Origin of the sequence: Bacillus sp. TSO22 (assembly GCF_020223595.1) — a bacterium.
GTDB lineage: Bacteria > Bacillota > Bacilli > Bacillales > Bacillaceae > Bacillus > Bacillus inaquosorum.
The window spans coordinates 162,291-174,561 of record NZ_JAHAWO010000011.1; the positions used below are offsets into that span (position 1 = coordinate 162,291).

A 12,271-nucleotide genomic window follows, 5' to 3' on the forward strand; every position below is an offset into this window, starting at 1 on the left:
ATTCAATTAGCTGATTCCCGTATGATTCGGGGTCAGCTTATTTTTTTTGTACAATGTCACAGTTTCTGAATGACAACGCCGATCACGCGCGTTTATTTGCAAAGAGAAAAAACAGCGGCAAAACAGATGGCGAAATCAAAAATGCGGACGGTCGGAAGCACAGATAAGGTGCAAGCTGCATTTATATAAAAAACTTTGGATCAAAACTGAGTCTCAGCATCATCAGACTCAGTTTTGATCGAATATACAGGTTGCACTAATGCCGCCCCATCATGATCCCGCGAGGTTCTTTTCAGGTAGAAAAGAAAAATTTTTTCTCAATTCATTGACAAACTCACAAGACAAATGTACATTTTGATTTATTCATATTAAACAACTAGGAATATAGTAGTTTATTTTTCGGATTTTTCAGCCTAAAACATAATAAAAGGAGAAAACGTCATGACAAGCCAAAAGAAACAAATCAAATTAGGGGTTTTCCTTGCGGGGACAGGACATCATGTGGCGTCTTGGCGGCACCCTGACGCGCCTTCAGATGCGAGCATGAATTTGGATTATTTTAAAGATCTTGCAAAAACAGCGGAGCGAGGCAAGCTGGATATGCTGTTTTTAGCGGATAGCCTTTCAATTGACAGCAAGTCTCACCCAAATGTGTTAACAAGGTTTGAGCCATTTACCTTGCTCTCTGCTTTGGCGCAGGTCACATCAAGAATCGGATTGACAGCAACAGCTTCTACCACATACAGCGAGCCATTTCACATTGCCAGACAGTTCGCTTCACTGGATCATCTGTCCAACGGCCGTGCCGGATGGAACGTCGTCACTTCATCTATTGAATCAACAGCGCTTAATTTCAGCGGTGAAAAGCACCTTGAACACCATTTGCGTTATCAGCGGGCAGAGGAATTTGTCGAGGTTGTAAAGGGACTTTGGGATTCATGGGAAGAGGACGCCTTTATCCGCAATAAAGAAACAGGTGAATTCTTTGAGAAAGAAAAAATGCACGAGCTTAACCATAAAGGAGAATATTTCTCGGTTCGCGGGCCTCTGAACGTTTCAAGAACGCCGCAGGGACAGCCGGTGATTATCCAGGCGGGATCATCAGGAGACGGAAAAGCGCTGGCTGCCAGAACAGCAGAAGTGATCTTCACAGCGCAAAACCATCTGGAATCGGCTCAAGAATTTTATCAATCGATCAAAGAGCAGGCAGCTGAATTCGGGCGTGATCCAGAAAAAATTGCAATCATGCCGGGGATTTTCCCGATCATTGCTGATACCGAAGAAGAAGCACAAGCCAAGTATGAGGAGCTTCAAGATCTGATTATTCCATCCGTCGGTCTGCAAATTCTCCAAAATTATTTAGGCGGAATTGATTTGTCTTCGTATCCGCTTGACGGGCCGCTGCCGAAGCTTGACGCGGATGCTTCCAATGCGGTGAAGAGCAGGTTCAAGCTTGTTCAAGAAATGGCTGAACGAGACAATATGACAATACGCGAGCTTTACAAATATGTTGCAGGCTCCAGAGGCCATCATATCTTCGTCGGTACGCCGGAGCAGCTCGCTGACAAGATGCAGGAATGGGTGGATAAGAAAGCGTGTGACGGGTTTAACATCATGCCTCCGCTTCTTCCGGAAGGAATTGAAGTGTTTGTTGATAAAGTGGTTCCGATTTTACAGGAGCGTGGCGTGTTCAGAAAAGAATATGAAGGCACAACATTAAGAGAGCACTTCGGTTTGGAAAAGCCGGTAAACCGTTATGCAAAGTAAGGAGGAACGCTAGATGAAGGCACAATATCGCCTTGCAGTTGAACGTGATGCCGAACAGCTTCTCGAGCTGACATTACGGGCTTATGAACCGATTCGAAAGCTCGGTATTCGTTTTGCAGCCGCTCATGCGGACTTGGATTTGGTGTTAACTAACATCAGGAAAAACGCCTGCTACGTCATGGAAGAGGACGGGCGGATCATCGCAACCATCTCCTTAAGAATGCCGTGGGGACAGCAGCCGGGACCTTATGGCGTTCCGCATATCTGGTGGTTCGCTGTTGACCCTGACACCGGTCAAAAAGGAATCGGAACAAAGCTGCTTCAATGGCTTGAGGAAACAATCCTCCGTGATACGTTAAAGGTTCCGTTTGTCTCACTCGGAACAGCGGATAAGCATCCGTGGCTGATTGAGATGTACGAACGAAAAGGCTATGTCCGCGCGGGTGAACAAGACCTTGGCAAAGGGCATATGACAATCTATATGAAAAAACAATTGCGAAATGATCTATAAAAGAGAAAAGGCGGGGAAATCAAAATGAAAAAGAAAAAGTGGACTGTGCTGTTAGTTGCCGCATTATTAGCGGTGCTCTCAGCTTGCGGCAATGGTAACAGCAGCAGTAAAGAGGATGACAACGTACTTCATGTCGGTGCAACCGGGCAGAGCTACCCGTTTGCTTATAAAGAAAACGGAAAACTGACAGGTTTTGATGTGGAAGTGATGGAAGCGGTCGCTAAGAAAATTGACATGAAGCTGGACTGGAAGCTGCTTGAATTCAGCGGGCTGATGGGGGAGCTTCAAACAGGAAAGCTTGACACCATTTCCAACCAGGTAGCGGTGACAGATGAACGCAAGGAAATGTATCACTTTACTGAACCATACGCTTATGCGGGAACACAGATTGTCGTCAAAAAAGACAATAATGACATCAAATCAGTTGACGATTTAAAAGGGAAAACGGTCGCTGCCGTTCTCGGTTCAAATCATGCAAAAAACCTTGAAAGCAAAGATCCTGATAAAAAAATCAATATCAAAACATACGAAACACAAGAAGGCACGCTGAAGGATGTTGCTTACGGCCGTGTAGACGCTTATGTCAACAGCCGAACTGTGCTGATGGCGCAAATTAAGAAAACCGGCTTGCCGTTAAAGCTTGCAGGAGATCCGATTGTTTACGAACAAGTTGCATTCCCATTTGCCAAGGACGACGCGCACGACAAGCTCCGCAAAAAAGTCAATAATGCGCTTGATGAATTGCGTAAAGACGGAACACTGAAAAAGCTCTCCGAAAAATATTTTAATGAAGATATCACAGTAGAACAGAAGCATTAAGAAACGGCGGTGAATCACCAGAATGAACACAATTGATTGGGAATTCATGATATCAGCGTTCCCGACTTTAATTCAGGCTCTTCCGATTACCTTGTTTATGGCTGTAGCAGCTATGATTTTTGCCATTATCGGAGGACTTATTCTTGCACTCATCACAAAGAACAAAATCCCAGTGCTTCATCAGCTGTCAAAGCTGTATATCTCTTTTTTCCGGGGCGTGCCGACACTTGTGCAGCTGTTCTTAATCTACTACGGGCTGCCGCAGCTATTTCCGGAGATGAGCAAAATGACAGCTCTCACAGCTGCCATCATCGGGTTAAGCTTAAAAAACGCAGCTTATTTAGCAGAAATCTTCCGTGCCGCCCTCAATTCTGTTGATGACGGGCAGCTGGAGGCGTGCCTGTCTGTCGGCATGACAAAACTTCAGGCATACAGACGGATTATTCTGCCGCAGGCTGTCCGAAATGCGATTCCGGCAACGGGCAATACATTTATCGGACTACTCAAAGAAACGTCATTGGCCTTTACATTAGGGGTTATGGAGATGTTCGCCCAAGGGAAGATGTACGCATCAGGAAACCTCAAATATTTTGAGACGTACTTGGCGGTTGCGATTGTCTATTGGGTTCTTACCATTATCTACAGCATTTTGCAGGACTTGTTTGAACGCGCCATGAGCAAGCCATACCGGACTTAGAGGTGAAATCAGTTGATAACAGTAAAAAATATTCGCAAAGCGTTTAAAGATCTCGTCGTGCTCGACGGAATCGATCTAGAAGTGAAACGCGGAGAAGTAGTGGCGATCATCGGTCCGTCCGGTTCTGGAAAATCAACGCTTCTCCGGTGCTTGAATTTACTAGAGCGTCCGGATCAAGGCCTCATTGAAATAGGGGAAGCCAAGCTGAACGCGGAAAAGTTTACACGCAAGGAAGCACACCGGCTTCGCCAGCAAACGGCCATGGTCTTTCAAAACTACAATCTGTTTAAAAATAAAACCGCTCTGCAAAACATTACAGAAGCTTTAATCGTGGCTCAACACAAATCACGTGATGAAGCAAAACGCATTGGAATGGATATTCTGAAACAAGTCGGTCTAGAGCATAAAGCTGACAGCTATCCGATCACAATGTCCGGCGGCCAGCAGCAGCGAATTGGCATCGCGCGGGCACTTGCGGTCAATCCGCATGCGATTTTGCTGGATGAACCAACTTCTGCGCTTGACCCTGAGCTCGTCACAGGGGTGCTTCAGGTTATTAAATCCATCGCGGAAAAACAAACAACGATGATCATCGTGACACACGAAATGGCATTTGCAAAAGAGGTCGCTGATAAAGTGATATTTATGGCAGATGGCCATATTGTCGAGCAGGGAACGCCGGAAGAACTGTTTGACCATCCGAAAAATGAGCGGACGAAGAGATTTATCAAGCAGGTGGGAGAGCCTGCAGAGCTTATATAAGAAGGGGAGAAGAACAATGGCCGACAAAACGTTTCATACTCGTTTAATCAATATGCGGCGTGATCTTCATGAACATCCTGAACTGTCATTTCAAGAGGTTGAAACGACGAAAAAAATCCGCCGCTGGCTTGAGGAAGAGCATATCGAGATTCTTGACGTTCCTCAATTGGAAACAGGCGTGATCGCGGAAATCAAAGGACAGGAAGACGGCCCCGTGATAGCAATACGAGCGGACATTGATGCGCTCCCGATCCAAGAACAAACGAATCTGCCGTTTGCATCAAAGATTGACGGCACGATGCATGCGTGCGGACACGATTTTCATACTGCTTCCATTATCGGCACGGCCATTTTGCTGAATCAAAGAAGAGCCGATCTGAAAGGTACTGTCCGCTTTATCTTTCAGCCAGCGGAAGAAATAGCCGCAGGAGCAAGAAAGGTAATAGAAGCCGGCGTACTTGATGGCGTTTCCGCGATTTTCGGCATGCACAATAAGCCGGATCTGCCTGTCGGGACCATAGGTGTAAAAGAAGGTCCGCTCATGGCAAGTGTTGACCGATTTGAGATCGTCGTCAAAGGGAAAGGCGGACACGCCGGCATCCCGAATAACAGTATTGATCCAATCGCTGCAGCCGGACAAATCATCAGCGGCCTGCAATCTGTGGTCAGCCGCAACATCAGCTCATTGCAAAACGCGGTCGTTAGTATTACAAGAGTTCAGGCGGGCACTTCGTGGAATGTGATTCCAGACCAGGCTGAAATGGAGGGCACCGTTCGAACCTTTCAAAAAGAAGCGAGACAGGCTGTTCCGGAACATATGAAACGAGTGGCTGAAGGAATTGCCGCGGGCTATGGGGCACAAGCAGAATTCAAGTGGTTTCCTTATTTGCCTTCCGTTCAGAATGACGGCACATTTTTGAACGCGGCATCTGAAGCTGCGGCACGGCTTGGCTACCAAACCGTTCATGCTGAGCAGTCTCCGGGCGGAGAAGACTTCGCTCTGTATCAAGAAAAGATCCCGGGATTTTTTGTCTGGATGGGAACGAACGGTACAGAGGAGTGGCATCATCCGGCCTTTACATTGGATGAAGAAGCCCTGACGGTTGCCTCTCAATATTTTGCTGAGCTGTCTGTTATTGTACTGGAGAGCATCAAATGAGCAGACAAGGGCTGACAGCAGGGCTTGCAGAGGCTGTGAGAACGTCACAGCCTGAGCATTCAATTGACGCGATGCGTGAAGCAAAAAAAGGATTACTCGACTTTACAGCCGCTTCATTCGCAGGAAGAAAAGATAAAGGAATTCAAAAGCTCCTCCGCCTGATTGAGGATGAAGGAGGAACGCCCCTTGTCCCTATTATCGGGCAAGGAAAAAAAGCCGCGCCATTACAATCCGCGATGCTCAATGGTTTTATCGCCCATGCATTGGATTTTGATGATGTCCATTCCGATGTAAGAGGGCATCCCAGTGCAGTCATCGTGCCGGCTCTTATGGCTTCTGCCGCTCGCGGACATGACGAGCGGCTTCTTGGCGCTTATATTGTCGGTGTTGAAGTGATGGCAAGGCTGGGCGAATCAATTGGGAGCCGCCACTATGAAAAGGGCTGGCATAATACAGGAACGCTTGGCGCGATCGCTGCTGCCTGCGCCGCAGGTTACGCAGAGGAACTGACTCAAGAAGAGCTGGAAAAAGCCATTGGTTTTGCAGCTACGCAATCTGCCGGGATGAGGGCGCAATTTGGAACAGAAATGAAACCGCTGCACGCCGGGCTGGCAGCTCAGGCTGGCGTGCTAGCTGTTAAGCTGGCCCAATCAGAATTTGGCGGGTCCCGCACGGCACTTGATGGAGAAGCTGGTTTCTTCGGTCTGTACGGCGATTTGGAAAAAGCACAAAACACTTTGCTAAACCGTTGGGGCGCACCATGGAGAATCGTGAAGCCGGGTCTATGGTTTAAAATTTATCCATTTTGCTCCGCGGCACACCATGCCGCAGATGCGATACGCAAACTTGTCTCCGAGCAAGCCATTTCTGCCGCCAATACCGAGCGGGTTGAAGTGATTTTTCCGCCAGGCGGAGATGCTGCATTAACGGAAAGATCGCCGAAAACTGGAGAGGAAGGCCGTTTCAGCGTTGAATATGTCATTGCCCTTGCTTTGCATGGACATGAGCTGACCGCTGAGCATTTCAACAGCCAGCCGATCCCAAGCGGCATTCAATCGACAATAGAACATATTCAGCGAGTGTATGACAATGCCATTCAGCCGGCTCCTCATGCCGTTCCAAAAGGCCGTTTCACAATTATCCGGGCCTATTTATCAGACGGCCGCATATACGAAGCGCGTGTGGACTGTCCAAAAGGAGCTCCCGGCAATGAGCTGTCTGAAGAAGACATAAAAGAAAAATTGACATTAACGGTTCCTTATGAAAAAGCGCGAGACATCATAACAGCAGTTGAGCAAGCAGATATAAAAGAATTTTTGGCGCATATTGAATAAGATTCAGCTCTATTAACCATTTTCAGATGATATGATAAAACCAATCATACGTTTGAAAAAGGAGAAACCATGACGGTAAATGACGCGGTTGTATTCATTTTGGCTGCCTTTTTACTATGGGGAGCGGCGGATTATTGTTTAGGGAACAGATGGGGGCTTGGCGAGCGGTTTGCGGACGGCTTCAAGGCCATGGGTCCGCTGGCGCTCTCCATGATCGGAATTGTGTCGCTGGCACCCGTACTGGCGGCCATCCTGATTCCCATCGTCTCTCCGGTTTACACAGCGATTGGCGCCGATCCTTCATCCTTTGCGAATACCATCTTGGCGATTGATATGGGAGGATATGCGCTCGCTGGAGAAATGGCGAAAGATCCACAGGCCGGGCTGTTTTCATGGGTGTTTTTAGGAACGATGATGGGGCCGGCAATCGTCTTCACGATTCCCGTCGCTCTAGGCATCATCGAAAAAGAGGATCACCCGTACTTTGCAAAAGGAATATTAATCGGGCTGTGTACAGTGCCGATCGGTTGCTTCATCGGCGGATTATGCGCAGGCTTTGACATCGTCATGATAGGTAAAAACCTCCTGATTCCGAGTCTTTTGTCTGCTTTGATCGCTTTTGGGTTATGGCGGTACACCGACAGCATCATTCGTTTATTTCATCTTTTCGGAAAGGCTGTCAGTGTGATTGCGATTATCGGGCTTGCAGCTGTCTCCGTTGAAACGCTAACCGGCATTGTGCTAATACCAGGAATGGAGAACATCGAAACAGGGATACAAACAACAGGCACCATCGCCATTGCCTTGGCAGGAGCTTTTCCGATGACGGCCTTTATCACAAAAGCCTTTAAAAAGCCGCTTCAGGCACTGGGGAGATGTTTTCATTTAGATGAGACAGCAACAGCAGGCTTGGTGACCTCATTGGCTCATCATATTCCAATGCTGGCTTCATTAAAAGATATGACGCCGAGAGGAAAGGTCATCAATGTCGCGTTTGCGGTTAGCGCAGCCTTTGTGCTTGGCAGCCATCTCGGTTTTGTGGCCGGAATGAAAAAAGAAATGGCGGCTGCTATGATCATTGGAAAAATAACTGGCGGAATCACAGCTGCGGCAGCGGCTGCCTGGATGACGCCCGCACAATCAGCTGATCAGCAAAAACATGTCTCAGCCGGACATGCTGAGACATAAGCTGTTTCAACTTTGTCCAATCGGGAATGTTACAGTAAGGATTCTGTGAAAGAGGGTTGGACACATGGCCGTGAAAGACCAGTACATGTCAAAAATCAAACAGGAAACCAAGCCTTGGATCAAGCGATTCGGGAGGCTTGGTTATTTTGCATTTGGCGGCGTTTTTATCCTGCTCGGGATTTTAGCATGTATGACGGCTGCCGGGGCGGGCGGCGCGAAAGATTCGAGCGGAGCGCTCCAAACATTATCACACATGCCGTATGGGTCATTCTTGCTTTTTTTCATAGGCGTCGGTCTTATCGGTTATGTGATCTGGATGGTGCTGAGTGCACTTAAGGACACGGAGGGCCACGGGACAAGCAGGCGCGGCCTGTCGCGGAGGACGGGTAATTTTTTCAGCGCCGCCGTTTACGCATCCATTGCTTGGAAAGCCTTGCGCTTTGTATTTGGCCGAGGGGACGGGAGCACTTCAGAGCAGACGTGGTCCGCTTATGTATTGGCGCAGCCGTTCGGCCAATGGCTCACAGGGCTTACGGGAGCAGGTTTTATCCTCTTTGCGATTGTTCAATTTATAAAAGGTGTGCGGGCTGCTTTTATGAAAGAATTTGATACGTCAAAAATGAACAAACACATGATATGCATTGCAAAAAACACCGGACGCGCAGGCAATATCGCCCGTGCCATTATTTTCTCGGCTATCGGCTATTTTCTTATCAAGACAGCCATGACCGCTGACCCTGACGACACAAGAGGCTTTGACGGCGCGCTCGCCGAACTCGCGCAGCAGCCGCATGGCAAAATGATTCTATCTTTTTTGGCGTTTGGACTGATCCTATATGGACTGTACGCCATTATGAAAGGGATTTATCAGCATATGACATGGAAGAAGTAAGCTCTGGGCGCAGATTCGCGTGCAGAGCATTTTTCAGTTTCTGAGAAATCAGGTGGATGAAAGCCGGCGCCAGCCTGTATAATAAAAGCAAATCGAAAGCAGTTGCATCATGAACTGATCCACAGGGAGGTGCGGAATGGATCGGGAAAAACAACAATTAAGCATAGAAGCGGCAAGGCTTTACTATCAGTCTGACTACAGTCAGCAGCAAATTGCTGAGCAGCTCAACATTTCAAGGCCGACCGTTTCCCGGCTGCTGCAATATGCAAAAGCAAAAGGATTTGTCCAGATTCGCGTCATGGATCCTTTTGAGGATTTGGATGCGCTCGGTTCCATGCTTGAAGAGAAATATGGGCTTCTCGAGGCGCATGTTGTGTTTTCTCCGACACCCGATTATGCAGGAATTACACATGACCTCAGCCGCTATGGTGCAGAATATATGCATGAAACGGTAAAAGACGGCGACATTGTCGGTGTCAGCTGGGGAACCACCATGTATCAAATCGCGCAAAACATGCAGCCGAAGCAGGTAAAAGGCGTCGAGGTCGTCCAGCTGAAAGGCGGCATCAGCCATTCCCGGGTAAACACGTATTCCGCTGAAACAATTCAGCTGTTTGCGGAGGCTTTTCAAACGATGCCGCGCTATCTCCCGCTTCCCGTCGTGTTTGATAATGCGGATGTGAAGCGAATGGTGGAGAAAGACCGTCATATTGAGCGAATCATCGAGATGGGCAAGCAGGCGAATATCGCTCTCTTCACGGTGGGCACTGTCCGTGACGAAGCGCTGTTATTCCGGCTCGGTTATTTTAATGAAGAAGAGAAAGCCCTGCTGAAAAAACAGGCTGTCGGGGATATCTGTTCACGCTTTTTTGATGCGAAAGGGAACATTTGCAGCGCCGCCATCAATGACCGGACCATCGGCGTCGAGCTTGAAGATCTCAGACTGAAGGAACGCTCCATTTTAGTGGCCGGTGGGAGCAGAAAAGTGACCTCCATACACGGTGCGTTAACGGGGAAATATGCCAACGTTTTAATCATTGACCAGCATACCGCAAGGGCGCTTGTTAATGTTTTGTGACACGTTCAAACCGTTTGCTGAACAAAATTTCAATTACCAATTTACATATGTTCAAAAGTCGGTTATGCTAAAAAATATCTTAACAAAAAAGGAAGTGTGCGAAGGATGTCATTAGCTAACATAATTGATCATACAGCTTTGAAACCGCATACACAAAAAGCGGAAATTCTAACATTAATCGAAGAAGCAAAAACATACAAGTTTGCTTCTGTATGTGTAAATCCCACATGGGTGCAGCTTGCTGCAAAAGAGCTTGAGGGAACAGGAGTTGACGTTTGTACGGTCATCGGCTTCCCGCTCGGTGCCAACACAACGGAAACAAAAGCGTTCGAAACAAAAGACGCGATTTCAAAAGGCGCCACTGAAGTGGACATGGTCATTAACATTGCCGCTTTGAAAGACAAAGAAGATGATGTTGTTGAAGCGGATATCCGCGGTGTAGTGGAAGCTGCAGCCGGAAAAGCGCTTGTCAAAGTCATTATCGAAACGTGCCTTCTGACTGATGAAGAAAAAGAACGTGCATGCCGTTTAGCGGTTTCTGCGGGAGCGGATTTCGTGAAAACATCAACAGGCTTCTCTACAGGCGGCGCAACGAAGGAAGATATCGCTTTAATGCGCAAAACAGTAGGCTCTGATATCGGCGTGAAAGCATCCGGCGGCGTAAGAACGAAAGAAGATGTAGACACAATGGTCGAGGCGGGAGCGAGCCGAATCGGCGCAAGCGCAGGCGTTTCCATTGTAAAAGGAGAAAACGCATCAGGCGGAGACTACTAAGAAGCTGACGGAAGGCACATTGCTTTCCGTTGCTTATCTTTCTTTTCTGGGGAAACAGTTATTGTAAGCGAATACAAATAAAGGAGAACACATATGAAGTATTTGATTGGGATTATCGGTTTAATCGTGTTTTTAGGCCTCGCGTGGATCGCGAGCAGCGGGAAAAAAAGAATTAAGATCCGCCCAATTGTTGTTATGCTCATTTTGCAATTTATTCTCGGCTTCATTCTCCTCAATACCGGGGTAGGGAATTTCCTCGTTGGAGGATTTGCAAAAGGATTCAATTACTTGCTTGAATACGCGGCAGAAGGAATCAACTTTGTATTTGGCGGTTTGGTGAATGCGGACCAAACGACATTCTTTATGAATGTTCTCTTGCCAATCGTGTTTATTTCCGCTCTGATCGGGATTCTGCAAAAATGGAAGGTCCTCCCGTTTATTATTAAATATATCGGTCTTGCCCTCAGCAAGGTAAACGGTATGGGAAGACTGGAATCGTATAATGCAGTCGCTTCTGCTATTTTAGGGCAGTCGGAAGTATTTATCTCCTTGAAGAAAGAACTCGGTCTTTTAAATCAGCAGCGCTTGTACACGCTTTGTGCTTCTGCGATGTCAACCGTATCAATGTCAATCGTCGGCGCGTATATGACGATGCTGAAACCGGAATATGTTGTAACGGCGCTAGTTTTGAACTTATTTGGCGGTTTCATTATCGCTTCTATTATTAATCCTTACGATGTTGCTAAAGAAGAGGATATGCTTCGTGTTGAAGAAGAAGAAAAACAATCCTTCTTCGAAGTGCTCGGAGAATACATCCTTGACGGCTTCAAAGTAGCGGTTGTCGTCGCTGCGATGCTGATCGGATTTGTCGCGATTATTGCCTTGATTAACGGTATTTTTAACGCAGTATTCGGTATTTCCTTCCAAGGCCTTCTTGGATATGTGTTTGCTCCATTCGCTTTTCTTGTCGGTATCCCATGGAATGAAGCTGTTAATGCGGGAAGCATTATGGCAACAAAAATGGTATCCAATGAATTTGTCGCCATGACGTCGCTAACACAAAACGGCTTCGACTTCAGCGGCCGTACGACAGCGATCGTATCCGTGTTCCTTGTGTCATTTGCGAACTTCTCTTCAATCGGAATCATTTCCGGTGCCGTAAAAGGACTGAATGAAAAGCAAGGAAATGTTGTTGCTCGCTTCGGCTTGAAATTATTATACGGCGCTACGCTTGTCAGCTTTTTATCAGCGGCAATTGTGGGCTTGATTTACTGAACTTAATCGAAAAGG

General features: G+C 47.3%; 12 protein-coding genes. All 12 read left to right on the forward strand.

Annotated features, from left to right (window positions below; genetic code table 11):
• Positions 1-441: 441 nt before the first annotated feature.
• The 12 genes from KHQ79_RS13145 (at position 442) to nupC (ending at position 12,256) form a co-directional block, all read left to right on the forward strand.
• Entirely contained in the window at positions 442-1,767 is a 1,326-nt protein-coding gene (locus tag KHQ79_RS13145) for an LLM class flavin-dependent oxidoreductase (RefSeq protein WP_225515512.1), read from the forward strand.
• Between the two features lie 13 nt (positions 1,768-1,780).
• Complete coding sequence (locus KHQ79_RS13150) at positions 1,781-2,278, forward strand: GNAT family N-acetyltransferase (protein ID WP_003236337.1); 498 nt, start codon at positions 1,781-1,783, stop codon at positions 2,276-2,278.
• Between the two features lie 24 nt (positions 2,279-2,302).
• Positions 2,303-3,097, forward strand: a complete 795-nt coding sequence (locus KHQ79_RS13155) for an amino acid ABC transporter substrate-binding protein (protein ID WP_225515514.1) — start codon at positions 2,303-2,305, stop codon at positions 3,095-3,097.
• 22 nt (positions 3,098-3,119) lie between these two features.
• Positions 3,120-3,794, forward strand: a complete 675-nt coding sequence (locus KHQ79_RS13160; RefSeq protein WP_003236334.1) for an amino acid ABC transporter permease — start codon at positions 3,120-3,122, stop codon at positions 3,792-3,794.
• Between the two features lie 12 nt (positions 3,795-3,806).
• Positions 3,807-4,556 carry an amino acid ABC transporter ATP-binding protein gene (locus KHQ79_RS13165; RefSeq protein ID WP_003236332.1) on the forward strand — a complete coding sequence of 250 codons (750 nt, stop codon included), beginning with the start codon at positions 3,807-3,809 and terminating at the stop codon, positions 4,554-4,556.
• 16 nt (positions 4,557-4,572) lie between these two features.
• Entirely contained in the window at positions 4,573-5,715 is a 1,143-nt protein-coding gene (sndB, locus tag KHQ79_RS13170) for an N-acetyl-sulfur-metabolite deacetylase SndB (protein ID WP_225515516.1), read from the forward strand.
• On the forward strand, positions 5,712-7,049 hold the full coding sequence (locus KHQ79_RS13175) for an MmgE/PrpD family protein (protein WP_225515518.1): 1,338 nt from the start codon (positions 5,712-5,714) through the stop codon (positions 7,047-7,049). The genes sndB and KHQ79_RS13175 overlap by 4 nt, the downstream gene beginning before the upstream one ends.
• Before the next feature lie 69 nt (positions 7,050-7,118).
• A complete protein-coding gene (gene eutH, locus KHQ79_RS13180) occupies positions 7,119-8,237 on the forward strand; it encodes an ethanolamine utilization protein EutH (RefSeq protein WP_003236325.1) in 1,119 nt (372 codons plus the stop codon).
• Positions 8,238-8,301: 64 nt separating this feature from the next.
• Positions 8,302-9,129: a DUF1206 domain-containing protein gene (locus KHQ79_RS13185; protein ID WP_225515520.1), complete on the forward strand. Its 828-nt coding sequence runs from the start codon at positions 8,302-8,304 to the stop codon at positions 9,127-9,129.
• A gap of 136 nt (positions 9,130-9,265) precedes the next feature.
• The gene (deoR, locus tag KHQ79_RS13190; RefSeq protein ID WP_060399869.1) at positions 9,266-10,207 is read left to right on the forward strand and encodes a DNA-binding transcriptional repressor DeoR; all 942 of its coding nucleotides are present in this window, start codon (positions 9,266-9,268) and stop codon (positions 10,205-10,207) included.
• 105 nt (positions 10,208-10,312) lie between these two features.
• On the forward strand, positions 10,313-10,981 hold the full coding sequence (gene deoC, locus KHQ79_RS13195) for a deoxyribose-phosphate aldolase (protein WP_060399868.1): 669 nt from the start codon (positions 10,313-10,315) through the stop codon (positions 10,979-10,981).
• A 93-nt stretch (positions 10,982-11,074) separates the two neighbouring features.
• Positions 11,075-12,256, forward strand: coding sequence for a nucleoside permease NupC (gene nupC, locus KHQ79_RS13200; RefSeq protein ID WP_003236317.1), 1,182 nt, complete (start codon positions 11,075-11,077; stop codon positions 12,254-12,256).
• The last annotated feature ends 15 nt before the right edge of the window (positions 12,257-12,271 follow it).

Coding starts and splice junctions, on each gene's coding strand:
- KHQ79_RS13145 (WP_225515512.1), top strand. CDS start 442: ATGACAAGCCAAAAGAAACAAATCAAATTAGGGGTTTTCCTTGCGGGG.
- KHQ79_RS13150 (WP_003236337.1), top strand. CDS start 1,781: ATGAAGGCACAATATCGCCTTGCAGTTGAACGTGATGCCGAACAGCTT.
- KHQ79_RS13155 (WP_225515514.1), top strand. CDS start 2,303: ATGAAAAAGAAAAAGTGGACTGTGCTGTTAGTTGCCGCATTATTAGCG.
- KHQ79_RS13160 (WP_003236334.1), top strand. CDS start 3,120: ATGAACACAATTGATTGGGAATTCATGATATCAGCGTTCCCGACTTTA.
- sndB (WP_225515516.1), top strand. CDS start 4,573: ATGGCCGACAAAACGTTTCATACTCGTTTAATCAATATGCGGCGTGAT.
- KHQ79_RS13175 (WP_225515518.1), top strand. CDS start 5,712: ATGAGCAGACAAGGGCTGACAGCAGGGCTTGCAGAGGCTGTGAGAACG.
- eutH (WP_003236325.1), top strand. CDS start 7,119: ATGACGGTAAATGACGCGGTTGTATTCATTTTGGCTGCCTTTTTACTA.
- KHQ79_RS13185 (WP_225515520.1), top strand. CDS start 8,302: ATGGCCGTGAAAGACCAGTACATGTCAAAAATCAAACAGGAAACCAAG.
- deoR (WP_060399869.1), top strand. CDS start 9,266: ATGGATCGGGAAAAACAACAATTAAGCATAGAAGCGGCAAGGCTTTAC.
- deoC (WP_060399868.1), top strand. CDS start 10,313: ATGTCATTAGCTAACATAATTGATCATACAGCTTTGAAACCGCATACA.
- nupC (WP_003236317.1), top strand. CDS start 11,075: ATGAAGTATTTGATTGGGATTATCGGTTTAATCGTGTTTTTAGGCCTC.